The organism is Pedobacter miscanthi (assembly GCF_032678605.1).
In the GTDB taxonomy this organism is placed as follows: domain Bacteria; phylum Bacteroidota; class Bacteroidia; order Sphingobacteriales; family Sphingobacteriaceae; genus Pedobacter; species Pedobacter miscanthi_A.
Genome location: NZ_JAVTSU010000021.1, coordinates 17,591 through 38,159 on the forward strand (window position 1 = coordinate 17,591; position 20,569 = coordinate 38,159).

A 20,569-nucleotide genomic window follows, 5' to 3' on the forward strand; every position below is an offset into this window, starting at 1 on the left:
TTTATTTTTAATAAGCTCCGCTCCTTATTGATTCGATTTCTTCGGTAGTTAAGGCCAAATCTTTACCCAACATCCTGCTTCCGTTTTCAGTAACCAGAAAATCATCTTCTACCCTGATCCCGCTAAAGTTCCTGAAAGTTTCCAATTTATCGTAGTTGATGTAATCGGTAAATTGTTTAGCAGCTTTCCAGCGGTCAATCAGTTCAGGTATAATGTACACGCCCGGCTCAACAGTTAATACATAACCTGCTTCGAGTGCTTTACCCAGCCTCAACGATTTTAATCCAAATTGTGTGGTGTTTTTAACCAGTTCATCGGTATAACCAACATATTGTTCACCTAAATCTTCCATGTCGTGTACATCGAGCCCCATCATGTGCCCGGTACCGCATTGAAAGAACATGGCATGTGCACCAGCCGCTACGGCATCGTCGATATTGCCTTTCATCAAGCCTATATCCTTTAAGCCCTGCGCCAGCATTTTACAAGAAGCCAGATGCACATCTAAATACCGCACACCCGGTGCCAAAAGGTTTTTAGCGTGGGTATAGGCATGGAGTACAATATCGTAAACATCTTTTTGTTCTGCACTGAATTTCTTACCTACCGGAAATGTACGGGTAAGATCGCCGGCATAACCGAGTTCTGTTTCCACGCCCGAATCATTTAGTACCAATTGTCCTTCCTTAAGCTGGTTGCCATGGTAATGATTATGCAGAATTTCGCCCTGAACAGTCAGGATAACCGGATAGGCCAGATTGCCTCCTGAAGCCAGGGCAGCACCCTGAATTTTTGCAGCAAGTTCTCGTTCAAACATGCCTGGTTTTGCCTGCTGCATTACCATTAAGTGAATATCGGCTGATAGCGAGGCTGCACGATCAAGCTCTACTATTTCTTCAGCTGATTTAATTGAACGTTGTGAAACAATAGCTTTTATAAAATTAAGTGATGCACTTTCTTTAAGCTGATGAACTGGAATATTAAACCAGTGAGCTAATTTAATTTTATTCTCCGGCCGATAAGGTGGTAAAAAATGAACGCCACGTTTTTTTGCCTGATATTGATTAAGGTAGCCATCAAGCTGATCTAAAGGCAACACTTTGGTTAAACCGGCATCTGCACTTTTTTCGGCTAAAGTTTTTTGCCTGCCCATCCATACAATATCATCAATACCCATTTCGTTTCCGAAGAGAACGGTTTCTCCTCCATCTAAATCGATGATGGCTGCCAGTGATGGTTCGCTGATTCCAAAATAATATAAAAAGGTACTATCCTGCCTAAAGTGGTAGGTATTGTCCTTGTAATTCATCGGACTGTCTTCATTACCCAAAAAGAGTAATATCCCGGAGCTTATTTTCGATTTTAATGCGGAACGCCGTTGGAGGTAAACTTCTTTTTCAAACATAATATTCAGTGTTAAGCAAATATCCCAAAAAGCAATTGTTATCCTGAAGGGATCGGCTTTAATGGTTAAAATATGGGTGTTATCTGCAAATTATAAGTTAGGCTATAAAAGTGAAAATAAATTTCTGTTTAGCAAAAAATAAGGCGGAAATCTGACAAATGAAATGAATTACAAACTTGTAAAGCATTATTTTTTAACTATCTATTCATTGTAAACTCATATAGAAACAAATAAATAATCTTATTTAATGTTTTAGTTAATATAAAATTTTACCTAATTACAATTTAATCATCTGATTCAGAAGTATTAATATATTTTATCTGAATATTAAACATCTATAATTGATATAAATAATTGATTTTAAAGATTAAATAAAAATATAAGTCTTTAAAATTTTGTTGTAAAGCTCATTAAAAAATTATTAGATGGGATCAATTGAGTTTAAGTTACCCGCAGACATGCAGATTATTGAGTAATAAATAGCTAAGCCTATAACAGCGTGATCTCAATATTTACCATGTAATCATTTAACAACCATATAAGCTTACATGCGCACATTTCTTTATGGTTATGCCCTGCGGCAAATCGTTATCCTGCAGAAGGAATTTTATGACCACCTTAGATACCTGAGCCCACCTGAGTTTTTTATGTTGCGCCAACCTACCATGGTTCGCATAGAAATCGAAGTGGTGATCGGTTAAATAGCCTTACACTTTTCTTTCAGCCATGCAGCTTCTTCGGGAGATAAAACGGCTTGAAGCTGATCAAAAACCATTTGGTTATACTGATTTAACCAGGTAAGCTGATGGGATTCTAAAAGAGATTTATTGATGATAGAAGTATCTATAAAACATAAAGTCAGGGTTTCGAAAGCCAGAAAATCGCCAAATTCGGTACTGGTATAAGGTTTACATAAAACGAGGTTTTCTATCCTTACGCCATGACTTCCCAGACGATAAATACCAGGTTCGATGGAGGTTACCATACCTGGTTTAAAGGCGACATCTACATTAGCGGAACTAATGCTTTGAGGCCCTTCATGTACATTAAGGAAAAAACCTATACCGTGACCAGTTCCGTGGCCGTAATTGATGGCATAATCCCACAACGGCTTGCGACAGACCGCATCGATCTGATAACCTTTTGTAGTGGCGGGAAAGATTAGTTTAGAGCCTTCTATCAGTCCTTTTAATACCAGCGTGTAATCGTTAGACTGGGTAGATGAACAGTTGCCAATAGGTATTACCCTGGTAATATCGGTGGTGCCATATAGGTATTGCCCTCCAGAATCGACAAGAAACAAGCCATCGCCAAGAATTTCCTGATCACTTTCTGGTGTTACGCTATAATGTGGAAGCGCACCATTGGCATTGTAACCTGCAATGGTATTAAAACTCAGGCCCGCAAATGAACGGTGTTCTGCCCTTAATGCCTCCAATTTTTGTGATGCAGACCATTCGGAGATCTTTTCTTTGCCTAAATGCTCCTCTATCCATTTAAAGAATTTGGTTAAGGCTACACCATCATAAACCATAGCTTTACGGATATGGTTAATTTCCATTTCATTTTTCAGGCTTTTAAGGTATGTACTGGGATTAATACCTGAAATAACCTTTGCGTTTTCTGATAGTTGCTGATAGAGGCCAAAGCAGGTGCGTTTGGGATCGATAAAAACATCCGCATTTTCGGGCAAGGCAGCTAACGCCTCTAACACGCCATTATATGGGTGTAAAACCACACCTTGCTGATTTAAAGTATCAATATCATGCTGTGCGAGTTTTTCTTGATCTATAAAAAGTTTTGTTTCGTGAGGGCTAATTAAAGCAAAACTTAAAACAACCGGATTATAATCAACATCGTTACCGCGGAGATTAAAAAGCCAGGCAATATCATCAAGTGTAGAAATCAAATGATAATCGGCCTGATTGATTTTTAAAGCCGCTTTAACCTGATCTATTTTAGCTGAAATGCTGAGGCCGGCGGCTTCTTCTCCGATTAAAAAAGCCTTTTCTTCAGGCAGCCCTACCCTATCTATCCAAATTTCATTGATAAAATCAACATTTTTAATGGAAATTTCATGCTGTTGCAGGTTATCTTTCAACGCGGTTGCCAAAGCCACGGTAATGAGCTGATGATTAAAACCTACTGTTGCCCCTTTAGCTAACACCTGATGGAGCCAATCGATATATTCGGGAGTATGTGGTACTTTGAGCTTTACCAGTTCATAACCTGAACCACTTAACTGCTTTTCGGCCTGGGTAAAATACCTCGAATCTGTCCAAAGACCAGCAAAATCCCTGGTGATTACCAAAGTACCTGCAGAACCGGTAAAACCACTGGCAAATGGAATGGTTTTATAGTGTGCAGGTAAGTATTCGCTAATGTGCGGATCTGCAGCGGTAATGATATAAGCATCTATATTTTGTTTGGCCATTAGCTTGCGCAAGGCCTCTAATTTTTGTACACAGGTCATATTAAAGCAGAATTGATTGTTCAAATGTAAATATTACAATGATATAGATACGGCAAACAGGTTAAGAATTTTAACCACAGATACACACAGGTAAACACAGGTTTTTGATTGGTGTATTCTTGCTATCCCCAATAATAAGGATTAAATTAATTATTGTTTTTCTTTCTCCAGTACGGGAATTTCAAACCTTTTAATCAATGGCGTATGGTGCTCCTTTTTCGAAATGGCGACCATCTGTTTTATAATATCAGGATGCTGAGCAGCGATATCGTTCTGTTCTTTCAGGTCTGTATTAAGGTTGTATAAAGTCCATTTATCATTGCCTTTCATCATATCTAACCTTACCCCTTTCCAATGGCCAATACGAATGGCCTGTTGTCCGCCATACTCCGGGTATTCAAAATACAGGTAATCGTGCTGTTTCTGTTTTCCTTTATCCAAAATGGTTGGCAAAATGCTTAAACCATCAATTCCGGATGGCGTTTTGATATTCAATAAATCGCAAAAAGTAGGCATCATATCGAGGGTTGAAGAAACCATATCGTTGGTTACGCCTTCTTTTACTTTACCAGGCCATGATACGATAAAAGGCTCTCTAATGCCTCCTTCTCTAACAAAACCTTTACCCCAGCCATACTCGCCTTTAAAAGGGCCGTTGCTTTCGAAAAAAACAGGATCGGCACCTGCATTAAATGCGGTTCCATTATCGGCACAAAACATAATGATGGTATTGTCGTACACGCCTTCTTCTTTGAGCTTTTTAATCAGTTGCCCCACTTGCTGATCGAGCAGGGTAATCATTGCAGCATAAGTAGCCCGCGGGTAACGGCAGGGAAAATACGAACCACCTAAAAAAGGTTTTTCATCACCAAATTTTTTATGATAATAGGCTACCAGATCTTTTGGGGCCTGTAATGATACGTGTGGCAAAGGACTTGCGTAGTACAAAAAGAAAGGGTTATCCTTGTTCTTCCCGATAAAATTTAATGCTGCGTTAATCAGAAAATCGGGTGCATAATCGTTCTGTTGATATTTTTCGTAGTTTTTTTCATTCAAAGGATCCAGATCTGCAGGAAATTTAACATCGGGATCAACAATTTTATTATCAAGGGGAACCCTGCTTTCGTTTTCCCATAAATGTCCGCTGTAATAAGTATGGTCTTGCCGCTGACAAATAAAGCCATAAAAATAATCGAAACCCTGGCGGTTTGGAACTCCGGCGGTCATCGGGCTACCTAAGCCCCATTTGCCCACCAACCCGGTATTGTAACCTGCAGTTTTTAATACTTTGGCAATGGTAATGGTTGAATCTGGGATCGGGTATTGCCCTTCGAGAAAAGGATTTGCTTCCATTGCTTTAAAACTCCAAACATCGCCACGCTCTCCCCACTCGTGGTTACCGCGGATAAAGGCTTTGCCCGAATTAATACCCGTCATAAGTCCAAATCTTGAAGGTGCGCAAACCGGATAAGCGTAATGCTGTGTAAAACGCATGCCACGTTTGGCCAATTGATCTAAATTTGGTGTTTCTATTTTTTGCTGACCATAACTACCGAGTTCGCCATAGCCCAAATCATCGGCCAGGATATACACAATATTGGGTTTCGCTTTTGATTTTTGTGCGAAAGAGCAGATTGCTGACAGAACAACAGAAAGGATTAAGAAAGTTCTTTTTATCATATATCAAGTATATAGTTGTTTAGGTGATACAAGATATTGATAACATATGTTGATGGCTTTATTTTTCTCTGCACAAACGTTTGCATAGTGATAACCACCGCCAAAAAAACTAAATAAAACGTAAAAATAATTTGGAGGGGAATGTATTATTATTACCTGAATGTTTTTCATCATCTAAACCACCTTAGGGTACCTCAGCTGATTTCCCTTTGCGATTCATCACCTTAAACCTTACACCCCAAACCTCTTTAACAAAACCACTACTTTTCTGAATAAACTTCTGCAACCTGCTTGGTAAGGTAATTAAAAGCCTGTGGTATTTCGGTAGCGGCATTGTTTGTACTGGCTTCGATAAAGATGAAACCTTTATAATTTATTTTCTTTAATGCACGTAAATATGGTCTAAAATCATCACCAGCCACGCCCGGTAATGTACGTTTCTCTTTTTCGGCAATTTCGCAAAAGCCAACCTGTTTGGCAGCAGCTATAATTTCGTCGGGCGATTCGCTTTCGCGAAACATGTGAAAAACATCAACATTAAGCCTGAAGTTGGGTTCGTTTACTTTTTTTACAATTTCGGCGGCTGCTTTTAAAGAGGTAATAAAATTGGTTTCGGTGGTTTCGAGGTTTTCCAACAAAATCACAACATCGTTTTTCTTCGCTATTTGACCTATTTTTTTGCAAAGGATTACAAAATCGGCTTTTGCTTTATCCATATCGTAACCTGTTGGAATACTCCGTGCACCTGAACTACCTAAAACAATGTATTTTACACCGGCCTCTTTGGCTCTTGATAGTACGGTTTCGGTATAACTTAAAACTTTTGCCTCATCTACATCTGGTCCGGCTATTTTTAAGCTGCCCGGAAAAAACAGGTTACAGCTTAATACTTTACATTTAGCCGCTTTTACCTTTTGCAGGTTTGTACGAAATTCAGCATCGCTTAATGTAGGTGAAAGTATTTTGGGTACCGATTCGCCGATCATTTTAAAGCCAGCGGCATAAGCAATGCTATCTTGTGCTAAACCACTTACAATGCCTAATTCCGGATATTTTTGTTGTGCTGAAAGTGGATTTGCAATCCATAAAATAATTAAGCTGGTAATTGCTAAAAATATATTTTTCATAATACGATATTAAGATCCCGATGTAAAATCGGAACAGAGTGACAATCAATCTATTCCCAAATAGATTTAACAGAATAAACCTTCAAATCTTGAATTTCGATATTATTTCCCCAAAACTGAAATCCTTCGGTATTTTTAGCATCTAATTTACGTTCCATCGAATAAGAATAAGCGCCACCATCAATAAAAACTTCAATAGAGGTTCTGTCAATGTAGATATCGGCTGATATTTCCATGCTGGTCATATCCTGTGGAGAGTAAAAAACACCATTTACAAGGTTGAAATTCATATCATAGTCTAATATTTTCTGCCCAGAAAGACTAAAACCTGCGCTTGTAGCGTGCGAGAGCTTTAATTTTGTTTTAATGCGGATTCTATCGTTGTTGTTATAGGTTTTAAGTTTTTCGCTGGCATCTTTAGCATATAAATTATTCCATTCGCCAGCACTTTCGAACAATTGATCAGCTTCTTTTATGGGTTTGCTTACTAAACGCAAACCATCATTTGTGGTTTTGAGTTTCAGTTCGGTAGGCAGCAGCATCATACCGTTAAAAGGCATATCAGGATGACCAATCCTCCCCCATCCAATCTGGATCCTTCTGCCGTCGCTTTCAGGGATATTGGTAAAGGTTTGCGCGGCATAAATGCTTCCGGTTACATAAACATGCTTGCCAGATTCGGGTGTAAACTTTTTCCCATCAAAAGTACCGGTCATGTAAGTATTGGAAGCCCCATACATTACCCATTTGGTTTTGTTTTTATCGCCATCAATGGGTAGTTCGAACAGATCGGGGCATTCCCAAAAACCTGTGGTATGACTTTGGAAAGTCCAGTCTTTTAAATTGGCCGAATTATAAATTGAATGTCCGTCGCGCTCGTTCAGCACCATTACCCAGTGTTTGCCAGGTTTATACCAGAAAACCCTCGGATCCCTGGTATCCACACTATTCCATTTTGCCTTCGAATCAATGACAGGGTTTTTGGTATATTTTGTCCAGGTGCGGCCCTTATCCAGGCTATAAGCCACACATTGCACCTGTTTCTCATCTGTAAAAGCGGTGTAGGTGGCCACCATTGCCGGCGTGTTGCCTTTATTAAAACCTGCGGTATTGTTATAATCAATTACAGTTGAACCAGAGAACATGGTACCTATATTATCGGGACTTAAAGCGGTTGGCAATTCTTCCCAGTGGATCATATCTTTACTTACGGCGTGGCCCCACGACATATTTTCCCATTCCCTTTCGTAAGGGTTATGCTGATAAAAAAGGTGATATTCGCCTTCATAAAAAATAAGTCCGTTCGGATCGTTTATCCAGCCCCTTTTTGTGGTAAAATGAAACCGCGGACGATTCTTTTCCTGATATATTGTTTTCTGTCCTTCAATTTCGTCATTCTGGTAAATTTTCTGCAATCCGGCTCCATCCCCCTCGTAACTGATTTTTATTGTTTTACCTTTTAAAGCGGTTACATCACAGAAAACCCAATATTCGGGTTCTTCTTTTGCAAGCCTGATTTTAAAAACCCGTTCTTGTTTGCCTGCAATTTCGAATTTCATATTGGTTCTGGCCTGCTTCTGCGAAACGGGCAGGTTGAGGTAACGTTTATTGATTTTGATTTCAATATCAGCTGCAAAGACAAAATGAGAGAAAAAGAGTAAAGCGCCAATGGTAAAAATTGCTTGGGGTGTAGTTTTCATGTTCCGGGAAAGGTAAATCGTTTTATCAGTTAAAGAAGGATATTGGTTAGTGGACGAAAAGATAGGGAAAAATATTGAGGCTAAGCAAAAGTGTATTATTTTATTTACGTGGTTGATGTGATTGCAAGAAATGGTCACTTTGAGTTCCGTCATTGCGAGAAGGCTTTTTTTGTGGTAGTGGCAGCAGAGTGGAATTGTGGCATTTGAACTATCAAACTACGATATACGTTTAAAAGAATTTACTTATGTTTGGCTGTCAGCAATTGATGTTATGGAATGTAATTGTTGAAATCCTACATCTTAACCTTAGTCAGATCCGTATTTTGCAGCTTCACAAAAACCCTAACCAGCACAACGAAAGCCAGCAATGGTACAGTTTTAAAAATGGCGACGCGGCCGCTTTCGAATACCTGTACAAAGCCTATTCGGCAGGTTTGTACAATTATGGATCGAAGTTTACCAAAGATAAGGACCTGATTAAAGAATGTATCCAGGACCTTTTTGTTGGCCTGTGGACGAAGAGGAATTCGGTTGGAAATCCTGAGCACGTTAAACATTACCTCTACAAATCTTTCAGACATGCCATTTTCAAAAAAACTTTTCAGCTAAGTAAAAATGAAACTTATGAGGAAACGGAAAACTATTCGTTCCAGGTGGTTTTAAATGTGGAAGAAAGTATTATTGATTACGAAAAGCAGGTACAGATAAGCGAACAGCTTCAAAATGCTTTGGCCAAACTTACGGCAAGACAAAGAGAAGCTATTTTCCTTAAGTTTTACGAGCAACTGAGTTATGAAGAAATTGCGGAAGTAATGGGCATCACGGTAAAAGCGGGATATAAAATTATGGCCCGTTCGTTAGATTACCTGCGAAATAACCTCTCTAAAGATGATTTATTATTGCTTTATCTTGTGCTTCATTTAAAATTATTAAACTGATAATCAGACGAATAAACTAAAATTGAAATTTTTATTTATTTCAATGGGGTAAAAAACGACTGCTGCTGCTAATAGGATCAAAAGAAAGAACAATGAAGAAACAGCTAAGCGATTATAAAGCTTATACTTTAGCAGACCTGATCAATGATGAAGCCTTTATCCTCTGGGTACTTCAGCCGGATGAAACAGCAGATACGTTTTGGCAGGATGTCCAAAATACATACCCGGCATTAAGCCCCGTGATTTTGAGTGCCCGTGAAATTGTATTATCAATACGGTTCGAAACGGATGTACTCGATACCACCGAACAACAGCAAATTTGGCAAAATATTGAAGCCAAAACCGTTTCAATTAAAAAAACAAACAGAATTATTCCAATATGGTACCGTTATGCGGCAGCAGCTGTTGTGGTAGGAATTCTCTTCTGCATCGGGATTTTATATTCGGTTAACCAGAAAGTAAATATCGAGGCACCATACGGCCAATTGAAAAATATCACTTTACCTGATGGATCGATTGTAACTTTAAACGCGAACTCTACCATTAAATACGACAAAAACTGGGATAACAAAGAAATCCGCGAGGTTTGGATCTCTGGAGAAGCCTTTTTAAAAGTAAATCACCTGCATAAAACAGGGGCAATACAAAACCACGAACGTTTTATTGTGCATACAGGAGCGGTTAATGTAGAAGTTTTAGGTACTTCTTTTAACGTAAACGACCGGAGAGGCCGTACCGAGGTTGCCCTGTTGGAAGGTAAAATAAGTCTGGATTTAAAAACCGGCACTAATAAACCACTTATTTTGGCACCGGGCGATATCGCCGAATATGCAAACGGAAAACTGGTTAAAAAACCGATCAATGTGGCCGAATATGCCTCATGGAAAGATGGTAAACTGTATTTCCGCAATGTTCCGGTAGGTAAAATATTCGATTATTTCGAAGATATTTACGGCTATAAAGCGGTTGTGGATGATCCGAAAATTTTAGAGAAAAGATTATCGGGTACTTTAAGTGCAAAGGATCGTGATGTACTGTTTAAAGCCATTGGCATTACCCTGAACATCAACATTAGTCCGAAAGAGACTACACATGAACTGATTGTTACATCTAAATAAGGCGGATAATCATGAAAAAAAACTTAAAAGTTAGCTTTATTGCCTTGATATGCATGCTGTTTTTTAATCAATTTGCATTCAGTCAGCAGGTAAAAGAAACAGAAACACAGCCATTAACCCAGATACTTACTCAACTGGCCGCACAATTTAAAATCAATTTCCTGTACGAAGAAAGTCAGCTTAAACAAAAACAGTTAATTTATAAAGCCAGTGATTATACAGGCAAACCACTAAAGCAGATTTTAGATGCCATTATTTTACCCCTTAATTTATCGTGGTATAAGGTAGATGATAAAAACTATTCTATTTTCCCTACGGTTCCTAAAACGGTAACACCGGTAAAGCAAAATGTTGTTCCTGTGGTTGCAGATTCTGTAGCAAAAGATCAGGTAAGCGGCCGGTTGCTGGATGAACATGCCAAACCACTGGAATACACAACTGTTACTTTATTGGTTGCAACTGATTCATCTTTTGTGATCAATTCACTGACTGATCTCGACGGAAAATTTATCTTTCCATCGGTTAAACCGGGCAATTATAAAATCAGGGTTTCGCCCATAGGTTATAGTCCTTATACCACCAAGCCCTTTACCGTTGGTGGTAATACGCCGGTAAGTATTGCGCCTATTGCGATGCAATCTTCAGGCGAAAATTTAAAAGAGGTTAAAATTACCGCCAGCAAACCATTGGTAGAAGCCAAAAGCGACCGATTCATTTTTAATGTAGATAACAGTGCCATGGCGGTGGGCAATTCGCTGCAGGTATTAAAATCGGCACCTTTTGTGCGTATCTCGGCCGATAACACCGTGAGTTTACAGGGCAAACGGACTATGATTTTGATCGATGGCAAACCTGTACCCGATGCTGCACTGGAAAATATCCTGCAGACCATGCCGGCAGGGAATATTCTTAAAATCGAACTGATTACACAGCCTTCGGCAAAATATGATGCTACTTTTGGCGCTGTGATCAACATTATCACCAAAAAAAGCCAGATTGAAGGTTTTACGGGCGATGTACGCGCCGATGGATCAACCGGGAAATATGCTACAGGCAATTTAAATACTTCGGCCACCTATAAACACAAAAACCTAACCCTTTATGCGAGCGGTGGTGTTACCAAAGGCGACAACATTTTCAGCATAAGTTCGGAAAGGTTTCAGGATCCTACCGATCCGTTATATTATTTAACCAACAACTGGTCGAGGATATCGCATAACAACCTCTATAATTTTCAGGCCAGTGCCGAACTGCAACTAAACAAAAACCAGAGTATAGGTCTTTTTGCAAATGGTGGCATCTTTTATTTTAAAGGACCATGGGCAACAACAAATGAGTTTGGCCGAAAAAACATCCGTACCGACTCGGTATCGTATACCGATGCCACCTTTAACCAACGCGCCAGTTCTTACACCTACAACTTTAATTACCATCTTCTGGCCGATTCGGGCAAAAACGACCTCGTGGTACTGGCTACCTTTACCCCATGGAAACGTAACCTTTTCCAGGATTTCCCTTCGGTACTTTACGACGGATCGGGCAATATCATCAGAATACCGACCCATTACCAGAATAGGAACAAGGCCGCAATTGATGTATACATTGGTCAGGCTGATTATACACATGAATTTAAAAAACAATGGAAGCTCGAAACCGGTGTTAAATTTCAATATACCAATTCTAACACAAGCGTAAATTACCAGGATAACCGCAACGGAGCATTCACATCGAACCCGATATTTTCTAATGAAAGTAACCTTAAAGAATCAATTGGTTCGGTATACGGAATACTGAGCAAAGACTGGAAGAAAGATAAAGTACAGCTTGGTTTAAGGGTTGAAAATACACAGGCTAATTTTGCAGGGAACTTTAAACAAAACTACAGCAATTTATTCCCTACATTTCTTTACCAGCATAATTTTAACCAGGAATATAACATTTCCATTTCCTATAAGCCCACCATTAACCGTGCGCCTTATTACGAACTGGTTCCCTATACCGTGCTGCTTAACCGGTATACCATTGAGCAGGGCAATCCTTCGCTTACGCCGCAGTTTGATGATACCTATACTTTAAGTGCGAATATCCACAAGCTTAATCTTTCGTTAAGTTACACCCACACCAAGGGTACAATCGGACTGTTCCCTTACAGGCAGGATCTTGCAACGAAGGTTACTTATTTTACACGCCAGAACCTTGATCGGGCATCAGATGTTTCGCTTTACCTGTTTTATCCGGTCAAAATCAACGACTGGTGGGAAACCCTCAACAGCGGCACACCAATTGGTTATAATATGGCCGAAGGTCCGGTTTTGGGTACCCATTATAAACTGGCCGCCTTTCACTCTGATTTTAAAAGTTCGCAAGTTTTTAAAATTTCGAAGAACCTGAAACTACAGGTAGATGCCTATTACTGGACAAACTATGTACAGGATCTTTCGAAAAACACTGGTAATAAAAATGTAGATGCTTCTTTTTTACTTAACCTTTGGGAAGGTAAAGGACAGTTACGCTTAGGTGGTAATGAGTTGATTTTTAAACGGAATGATTATCTTATTGAACGCAATTATGGTAGTTTTAATTCTGCGGAACGGGTTAGTACCGATAGTAAACGTGTTTTTGTAGGTTTCACCTATAAATTTGGTAAATCTAAAATCCAGAAATCGGATACGAAATTGGGTAATGAGGATGCGTTGAAGCGGTTGTAAATTAGCTTAAAATAAAGAAGTCAAGTTTTTGACTTCTTTATTTTAATTCGTTGAAAAGATCCTTCGACTACGCTCAGGATGACAAATTCCATTAAAAAATATTTTAGTACCTTAAGGTGTTGCCGTAGTTAATGTTTTCGGGATTAAACCCACGTTTATTTTACGCACCATTTCTTCTAAATGCAGTTTGGTTAAACCTGTGGCAAAAGGAATTGCTTTTTTAATATCGCCTCTCAATTCAATCAAATGAGCCCGCATAATACTTCCACCGTCTGATTTGGTTACATCAGGGTTCATGTATATATTAATTCCGCCCAACTGTCCTGTCATTACAATTTCGTTGGTTGATACGAACATTTTTATCGCATTACTCATGTAAACTTGTTGCAGGTTACGGCGGTAAATATCAATAGGCTTATGGTCATAAATTTCGCTCCATACTCCTTTTTTCAGATCGTTAAGGTATTCTATTGCGGTATAATTTTTTACCGGATCGGTGGCTTCCCTGTTGATCATTTTTACGATGATATCAGAGCCCATCATTCGCATCAAAACTGCATACTGAATGTTGCCAATCGTATAAACCGGATTTGCGCCCGTAACATCCGAAATCTGTTGGTTTAGCAACCATTTTGGCGTAACAAAAAACTCATCATTTATAAATTTAATGGCTTGTTTCTGGGTAGCATAAGGTACTGGCGATAACAAGCCACCGGGTTGTTCTACACTTTTAAAGGTAGTATAAGTACCAGCAAAATTCCTGATGACATGGCCAAGGTATTGCGTGTACTGTTTAATTACCTCTTTGTAAATTTCACCTGTTTTTTCGTAACCTTCATTTGGTTCTCTCGTCCAGGCCATAATGTTTGGCACTACTCGTTTTAGATTTTTAATTCCATAAGTACTAGCAAGCATTGCATTATCACCCATATCTTCACTTTGTGAGCGTGGATCGGTAAATAAATTCTCTGATCCGAAAAACAAACGTTTATTGGTTTTTAAACTATCAATAATCAGTTTATTGAGATATGGTGTTTCTTCTTCTGCCGTTTTAAACTCCGGCATCCAGCGGTAACCGAACTGTATGGCCCATTTATCATAATCGCCAATGCGTGGAAAAATTCCTTTTTCCGAAATATGATCTTCGGGTTGTGCCACATAATTAAACCGGGCATAATCCATAATGGATGGTGTATGGCCATGGGCTTCAACCCAGGCTTTATCTCTTAATTTTGCTACCGGTACGGTTGAGCTTGATCCAAAATTATGCAACAGACCAAGCGTGTGCCCAACTTCATGCGAGGATACAAAACGGATGAGCTGTCCCATCAGTTCATCATCAAATTTTAGTTTTTGTGCACGGGCATCAAGCGGACCAGCCTGTATCATATACCAGTTGCGTACCAATTGCATAATGTTATGGTACCAGTTAATGTGACTTTCGATGATCTCGCCACTGCGCGGATCGTGTACATTCGGACCGCTTGCGTTGGCAACCGCCGAAGGTTTGTAAACAATTACGTTGTGGGTGGCATCATCAATGCTCCAGTTTGGATCGTTGGTTGGTGCAGGCAACGCTTTTATCGCATTTTTAAAACCCGCCTGTTCAAAGGCTTTTTGCCAATCATCTACACCTGCAATTAAATACGGTACCCATTTGGCGGGTGTAGCCGGATCGATGTAATAGATAATCGGATTTTTAGGTTCTACCAGTTCGCCGCGTTTATATTTTTCAATGTCGGCATCTTTAGGTTCCATTCGCCAGCGTACCACCACTGCCGATTGTTTTACCCCTTGCGGATCTTTATCGAAATCGGTATATCCCTGTGCAAAGAAACCCACGCGTGCATCGGCAAAACGAGCTTTCATGGGCACTTTTGGCAATAGCACAATTGAGCTGTTCAGTTCGTAGGTAATGGGAATGGTTGATGTAGTGGGCTGGCCGCCTACCGGACCTCTGCTATAAGTACGCACGGTACGGATTTCTACATTTTTGGAATAGGTACTGATGGAATTGATGTAAGATTTATCAACCTGGATGCCGCCAATGCCCAGCAATCCCTTTATCCCGGCGTTAAAGAAAAAGATCTCGTTTTCGGTATTGATAAAATCGGTAATATCGATTACACTGCTTTTTACTTTGGTAGAATCACCTCCGTAGGCCTTTACCGGAAAGGAGGCTACAATAGGCTGGATATTCGAATTCCTTACCGATTTGTATAAACCGTTGGCGGTGGTATCAGCCGAATGTTCGTTAAAAGAATTGAGGCGTAATAAAATACGGTCGTTGCTTACTTTTTCGAAACTGATTACATTTTCGGCAATTTCATCACCGGCATAACCCATCATCTGCGGACGTGGATTGGATGCCGCTTTAGAAATCCGGTTTACCACCAGCATTTCCCTGCCCAAAAGGGTATCGGGGATTTCGAAATAATACTTCAGGCCAATCTGGTGGATATTAATCATACCCAGGGCCGTTTTCGCTTTGGCCGTAATAATTTCTTTATAAGGTTTAACTGCTCCCGGCACACTATCGGCCTTTTTAACCGGAACAGCTATGGTAGCTGGTGCTGTAACACGTGGCTTTTTTTGTCCATACGAGAACATGGCAAAGCTTCCTATCGCCAGTGTACATAAAATAGGTTTAAACATTTATCGTTTTTTGATGGCCGGTTTTTAGCCGGCCTGATATAAGAATTGGTTTTACTTTCCTTGGTTTGATTGCGGTAAAAGTGAGGCCAGTTTTTTGGCCAGTTCGATTCCGCGCAGGTTTGCGGCAATGATTTTCCCGCTAGGATCGATCAGAAAATTCTGCGGAATAGACATCACCGAATACAATTGCGCCACCTCGTTTTTCCAGAATTTTAAATCCGATACATGTTTCCAGTTTAACTGGTCATCGTGGATGGCTTTAAGCCATGCCTCTTGCTTGCCAGGTTGATCTAACGACACAGAAAGGATTTCGAAATTACGGTCTTTATAGGTATTATAGGCTTTTACCACAATCGGGTTTTCTTCTCTACATGGCCCGCACCAGCTTGCCCAGAAATCGAGCAATACATATTTCCCCCTAAAATCGGATAAGTTTATCATTTTGCCGGCAGTATCGGGTGCAGAAAAACCAGGCGCAATGCGGCCAATGCTTACGGCATCGAATTTATCCAGGATAGTTTTGGTTTTAACCCCGGTAGCGGTTTGCTGAATGTTTTTATCCAGTTTAGCAAATGTTTTTTCGAGTAACTGCACATCTTTTGGTAAGGCACCGATCACATCCTTTAAGGCAAGCAAACTGGTGAAATAATCAGGATGCTGTTTGATAAAAGCAATGGTAAGCTCATTTTTCTCTTCTTTAAGCTTTGCCATTTCGGCACGCCAGGCACCAAGGCCCAGGGTATCGTACTTTATTTTTTTAGTTTGGGCATCGCGGTATGTTTTTTCGCTCAAAGCCAGTTTCTGATTTACTGAAACAAGTGTGGCCTCCAGTTCTGTTTTTTGTTTCTGAATAACCGGCGATGTTACATCCGGATCATTTTGCTGTGCGAAAACACTTCCAGTTAGCATAAAAGCTAACAGGAAGGTACTTAATCTTAGTTTCATATTGTTGGTGTTTAATGTTTTAATGTTAAAATACCCGGCTTCCGATGCCCTTCTCTACATAATTTAAACAGCTCACTTTTCCCTGGCCTTCAAAATCGGGTTTGCTTAACTGCTGTATGGTTCCGGTTGAACTGATTTTATGCAGCCATACTTTATATTTCCCGTTCTGGTAAGAAGCAATCGCGAGAAAATCCACAGTAGTGGCTATACCCGCAGCTGGTTGAGGATATTTGATGTGCTGGATACAGGTAACCACTTCGCCTTGCGGAAGGGTAACCTGCAGGTTTTCGGGAATGGAGGTAAAATCTGTCATATACACATTATTGCCCTTGGCATAATAGATATAATCGGAATCGTAATTGCCTCCAATGGCATCGGCCGACATTAAGCCGTGGGTAGCCGGAACTACTTTGGTGCCTAAAACCATATCACCCGAACCACTCAGCGGGCCATAACTGGCATTCATCTTGATTAAAAGCCCTTCTCCGGTTGGTTTTTTAAAAAGTGCAAGTGCTGCACTTCGCAAACCTGCATAACCTCCTACCCATACCATATCGGCATTCATGTTTTTAACCAGCGCTCCATTTGCACCCGGCAAAGCAAAAGTTCCGTTATCAGAAAATACGATCGATTTGGAATTATCATCGAAAAATATCCCCCTGGCAGCAATTGCGGCTATAGGTGTAATTTTATAGGTAGAAAGCGGAGGACTTGCAAATAAGGTTCCTTTAGTGAGGGTAAAAAGTTTGTTATCGTTAATCAGAAACACATTGTTATCAGACATGGGCTGCAAAACATTCTGCGGCTTTTTAACATCGGGACGGGTAAAAAACATATCATCAAAACCCATTACCTTTTTCCCGTTATCAATCCTGTATATAGCAGCATCCTGATCGGTTATCGCAACCAATACACTGTAGAGATCGGTGGATTTTAAATTGTTTTTGAAAGAGCCTGCATATACTGCTTTGATGCTTTTTCCGGTTAATCCCTTGCCATCATTGAAGTTGGCTATCCAGTTATCGATGCGTCCGGTTGGGTAAATAAAATCGAAATCGGTTTTATTGCCGTCATCTTTTAAAATGTACCAACCCGTCATGGTTAAGGTGGATACCGAAAGCGTACTGGTAATCAGTTGGGTTACGCCGGTAATGCGATTTTTAATGTTAAATACCAGGGTATATGAACCCGGATTAAGTAAAACCTCATAATGCAGGTCTTTTGATGTAGAGATCACATCTCCCTTTGGCACAATGCCAGAGTTAACGTTAAAATTATTGGAATAAACGGTCCAGGAATAATCATAACTACGTTCATCAGATACGCCAGGGGTAATATTTAACTGATCCTGATGGGTATAAACCGTGTATGCTTTTTCGTAGCCACTTACTGTAGCTGGTGGTAAATCGGGTATATAAGCGTTGGCACTTTCTTTTACACAGGAACCAGTAAACAATACCAGTAAACCCATGAGTAATACATATAATTTTTTCATCACATTTAATTTTAAATCAATGGTTTTTCATTAAGGGAAAGTAATCGGCACGCTTCCTACTTCGTCTGTTTCGCGTAAGGGTGCTTTGCCACTGGCAATATTTACCGGATCGTTATTAAAGCTGGCCAGTGCCGTTTTTAAAATGTTGGCATAGTTTTGTAGTGCGCCAATACTTACTGCCGTTTGGTACCAGGTTTCATCGATCTGCTCATGAAGTTTATCGATCATGAACTGGTGTTTACGGGTGCTGTATTTGCCAAAAGTATAAAATGCTGGTGCCGTTCCATTATCCAACCTCCAGGAGTAAAAACGCTCCAAACGATCAGAAAACACAATGGATATACTACGACTTTGTACTTCACCTAATCCAAACTGATCATTTGCTGCCAATTGCAGGCGCAGGCGGTAGGTATTTGTTTTAAGGCTTGCATCGCGTAACAGTACCACCGGGATTTTCGCTTGAACGGTATTGGCTTTAATTACCATCAGGTTTTTAAGGGAAGGATCATCAAAAGGAACAAAATGCTGACCGGAAACTGCCGGGAATAAATCGGTTTTATTACTTACCTGAACAAATTTTACGGCACGGTCTACACTGGCCATTTCGCCAATGGTATTTACCTGAATGTAAACCGTATCGCGGATAATGGTAGGTGCCTCGTACACAAATGTGCTGTTTAGGGTAGCAGTATCGTTAAGTTGTACACGGGCAACATCGCTGTACAGCAAACCTGGTGTTTTACTGCAACTTATGGCAGTTACGGCCAAAAACACAGCCGCTGCAAAATATATTAATCTTTTCATCGCCTTGCTTAGTTATTGTTATAATTGATTTCACGGTCTGGTTTCGGCACCAGGTATTTGGATGGCTTTACATTGTAATACGTGTAAGTCCAGCTGGCCGGCAGTGTGGTTAAATTAAAACGTTTATAGGTGAAGAAACTCTGCCCTTCAGCGTAAAACTCGCGCACATATTCCCTGATGAGTTTATTTTTACGGTCGGTAACCCAATCGGTAGCGTTAAACGAGGTAAAAGGAATCCCTTTTTTACTGCAAAGGAAACTATAAGAAGCCTCCGCACTGGCTTTAGAATCGGCACATTCGGTTAAAATCAGGTACATTTCGCTCAGACGTAACAAAGGGATTTGCAAAACAGGAAACAAACCGGTTTTTTGGATATATTTTTTATACATCACATAATTGGTAGCCCCGGCAGTGGTTTTGTAGGTCCACATTTGTTTCCACCTGATATCCGATGTTCTTTCATTTACCGGAAACAGGTTATTGAGGTAGTAAAAACCATCGGTGATGTTAAAATCGTAACGCATTAAACTTCCGGTTTCGCCAAAAACACCTGTTGCAGTAGTAGCCAGGTTGTATATACTTAAAGCGCTTATATGCTCTGGCGACATGGTATAATCTTCTGCCGCACGGTCGCGCTCCTCGCCCAGCCTAAACAAAGGTGCACCCGTTGGATCGGCTGCATCAATCACCATCTGGGCGTATTTGGCTGCATTCACTTTGTAAGTGGCATCCGATGTGCTTAACCAAAGGTATACCCTTGCTTTTAAAGCCAGTACCGAATAATAATTCATCCTCACCTGCCTGTACAATAAATAGTTATCGCTCAGCACCGGTTGGTCGTTTTGGCCGGGGTTTAACTGGGCAATAGAATATTTACGGATCGGATCTACATCTTTTAACAGGGCTTCTGCCTGATCGAGGTCATTCAGTACCGATTTCATAAAATCCTGGTAAAGCAATGGTTCGTGGATGTCTTTACTCACCGTGGTTACATATGGCAGAATCCTAGCTGTTCCTGGTGCAGAAGGCAGCGGACCATACATCCGCATGGCATCGAAATGGCAAAAAGCACGGAGGGTTAAGGCCTCTCCTTTTACAATGGAATAGTTCCCCTCCGTAAAAACCGGTTTTTTATCATCAATAACGCTGAGGATGCTGTTAACATCTGCAACTACCTTAAACAGGTCAGCATAAGTATTATCTAACCAGCCCCTAACCGTTGCATCGGTATAATCGCCGTTAATTAATTTAGTAAGTGAGGTGTTACTGGATGAAGGATTTTCCCAGTTGATGGCCATAAATTCGATATTGCCCCAGGTGAGTGAGCCACCATAAATGTTACTGCTTTTCATGCGGATGTAGGCACCTGTTAAGGCATCCCTGAAACCTTTCTGCGTTTTAAACAGTTCATCCTGGGTGGTTTGGCCCTGTGGTTTTACATCAAGCCATTTTTTGCAGCCGGCTCCGAACAGGCTACAAAGTATAATAACGGTTGTAAGTATTTTTTTCATGATCCTGTTT

General features: G+C 40.2%; 13 protein-coding genes. 3 read left to right on the forward strand and 10 right to left on the reverse strand.

Annotated features, from left to right (window positions below):
* Window positions 1-7 precede the first annotated feature (7 nt).
* From R2R28_RS24315 to R2R28_RS24335, 5 genes are all read right to left on the reverse strand, one after another.
* Window positions 8-1,405, reverse strand: coding sequence for an aminopeptidase P family protein (locus R2R28_RS24315; protein WP_316828252.1), 1,398 nt, complete (start codon window positions 1,403-1,405; stop codon window positions 8-10).
* Between the two features lie 697 nt (window positions 1,406-2,102).
* A complete protein-coding gene (locus R2R28_RS24320) occupies window positions 2,103-3,878 on the reverse strand; it encodes an aminopeptidase P family protein (RefSeq protein WP_316828253.1) in 1,776 nt (591 codons plus the stop codon).
* Window positions 3,879-4,028: 150 nt separating this feature from the next.
* The gene (locus tag R2R28_RS24325) at window positions 4,029-5,558 is read right to left on the reverse strand and encodes an arylsulfatase (protein WP_316828254.1); all 1,530 of its coding nucleotides are present in this window, start codon (window positions 5,556-5,558) and stop codon (window positions 4,029-4,031) included.
* A 260-nt stretch (window positions 5,559-5,818) separates the two neighbouring features.
* Entirely contained in the window at window positions 5,819-6,685 is an 867-nt protein-coding gene (locus tag R2R28_RS24330; protein WP_316828255.1) for a sugar phosphate isomerase/epimerase family protein, read from the reverse strand.
* A gap of 50 nt (window positions 6,686-6,735) precedes the next feature.
* Window positions 6,736-8,385: a 2,6-beta-D-fructofuranosidase gene (locus R2R28_RS24335; protein WP_316828256.1), complete on the reverse strand. Its 1,650-nt coding sequence runs from the start codon at window positions 8,383-8,385 to the stop codon at window positions 6,736-6,738.
* Between the two features lie 245 nt (window positions 8,386-8,630).
* On the opposite strand from R2R28_RS24335, the gene R2R28_RS24340 reads away from it, so the two are divergent.
* From R2R28_RS24340 to R2R28_RS24350, 3 genes are all read left to right on the forward strand, one after another.
* A complete protein-coding gene (locus tag R2R28_RS24340; protein WP_316828257.1) occupies window positions 8,631-9,323 on the forward strand; it encodes a sigma-70 family RNA polymerase sigma factor in 693 nt (230 codons plus the stop codon).
* Window positions 9,324-9,415: 92 nt separating this feature from the next.
* Entirely contained in the window at window positions 9,416-10,441 is a 1,026-nt protein-coding gene (locus R2R28_RS24345) for a FecR family protein (protein WP_316828258.1), read from the forward strand.
* An 11-nt stretch (window positions 10,442-10,452) separates the two neighbouring features.
* A complete protein-coding gene (locus R2R28_RS24350) occupies window positions 10,453-13,149 on the forward strand; it encodes an outer membrane beta-barrel protein (RefSeq protein WP_316828259.1) in 2,697 nt (898 codons plus the stop codon).
* 111 nt (window positions 13,150-13,260) lie between these two features.
* On the opposite strand, the gene R2R28_RS24355 is transcribed toward R2R28_RS24350, so the two are convergent.
* The 5 genes from R2R28_RS24355 to R2R28_RS24375 are packed head-to-tail and all read right to left on the reverse strand — an operon-like array spanning window position 13,261 to window position 20,559.
* A complete protein-coding gene (locus R2R28_RS24355; RefSeq protein WP_316828260.1) occupies window positions 13,261-15,804 on the reverse strand; it encodes a zinc-dependent metalloprotease in 2,544 nt (847 codons plus the stop codon).
* A 51-nt stretch (window positions 15,805-15,855) separates the two neighbouring features.
* Window positions 15,856-16,749 (reverse strand): TlpA disulfide reductase family protein, encoded by an 894-nt coding sequence (locus R2R28_RS24360; RefSeq protein WP_316828261.1) that lies wholly within the window; start codon window positions 16,747-16,749, stop codon window positions 15,856-15,858.
* Between the two features lie 25 nt (window positions 16,750-16,774).
* Complete coding sequence (locus R2R28_RS24365) at window positions 16,775-18,244, reverse strand: PKD-like family lipoprotein (RefSeq protein WP_316828262.1); 1,470 nt, start codon at window positions 18,242-18,244, stop codon at window positions 16,775-16,777.
* A 30-nt stretch (window positions 18,245-18,274) separates the two neighbouring features.
* Window positions 18,275-19,048, reverse strand: coding sequence for a DUF4843 domain-containing protein (locus R2R28_RS24370; protein ID WP_316828263.1), 774 nt, complete (start codon window positions 19,046-19,048; stop codon window positions 18,275-18,277).
* Between the two features lie 8 nt (window positions 19,049-19,056).
* Complete coding sequence (locus tag R2R28_RS24375) at window positions 19,057-20,559, reverse strand: RagB/SusD family nutrient uptake outer membrane protein (RefSeq protein WP_316828264.1); 1,503 nt, start codon at window positions 20,557-20,559, stop codon at window positions 19,057-19,059.
* Window positions 20,560-20,569: the final 10 nt, after the last annotated feature.

Excerpts from the sequence above, each read along its gene's own strand:
- R2R28_RS24340 (WP_316828257.1), top strand. The coding sequence starts at position 8,631 with ATGTTTGGCTGTCAGCAATTGATGTTATGGAATGTAATTGTTGAAATC.
- R2R28_RS24350 (WP_316828259.1), top strand. The coding sequence starts at position 10,453 with ATGAAAAAAAACTTAAAAGTTAGCTTTATTGCCTTGATATGCATGCTG.
- R2R28_RS24370 (WP_316828263.1), bottom strand. The coding sequence starts at position 19,048 with ATGAAAAGATTAATATATTTTGCAGCGGCTGTGTTTTTGGCCGTAACT.
- R2R28_RS24325 (WP_316828254.1), bottom strand. The coding sequence starts at position 5,558 with ATGATAAAAAGAACTTTCTTAATCCTTTCTGTTGTTCTGTCAGCAATC.
- R2R28_RS24360 (WP_316828261.1), bottom strand. The coding sequence starts at position 16,749 with ATGAAACTAAGATTAAGTACCTTCCTGTTAGCTTTTATGCTAACTGGA.
- R2R28_RS24365 (WP_316828262.1), bottom strand. The coding sequence starts at position 18,244 with ATGAAAAAATTATATGTATTACTCATGGGTTTACTGGTATTGTTTACT.
- R2R28_RS24330 (WP_316828255.1), bottom strand. The coding sequence starts at position 6,685 with ATGAAAAATATATTTTTAGCAATTACCAGCTTAATTATTTTATGGATT.
- R2R28_RS24335 (WP_316828256.1), bottom strand. The coding sequence starts at position 8,385 with ATGAAAACTACACCCCAAGCAATTTTTACCATTGGCGCTTTACTCTTT.
- R2R28_RS24355 (WP_316828260.1), bottom strand. The coding sequence starts at position 15,804 with ATGTTTAAACCTATTTTATGTACACTGGCGATAGGAAGCTTTGCCATG.
- R2R28_RS24315 (WP_316828252.1), bottom strand. The coding sequence starts at position 1,405 with ATGTTTGAAAAAGAAGTTTACCTCCAACGGCGTTCCGCATTAAAATCG.
- R2R28_RS24345 (WP_316828258.1), top strand. The coding sequence starts at position 9,416 with ATGAAGAAACAGCTAAGCGATTATAAAGCTTATACTTTAGCAGACCTG.
- R2R28_RS24375 (WP_316828264.1), bottom strand. The coding sequence starts at position 20,559 with ATGAAAAAAATACTTACAACCGTTATTATACTTTGTAGCCTGTTCGGA.
- R2R28_RS24320 (WP_316828253.1), bottom strand. The coding sequence starts at position 3,878 with ATGACCTGTGTACAAAAATTAGAGGCCTTGCGCAAGCTAATGGCCAAA.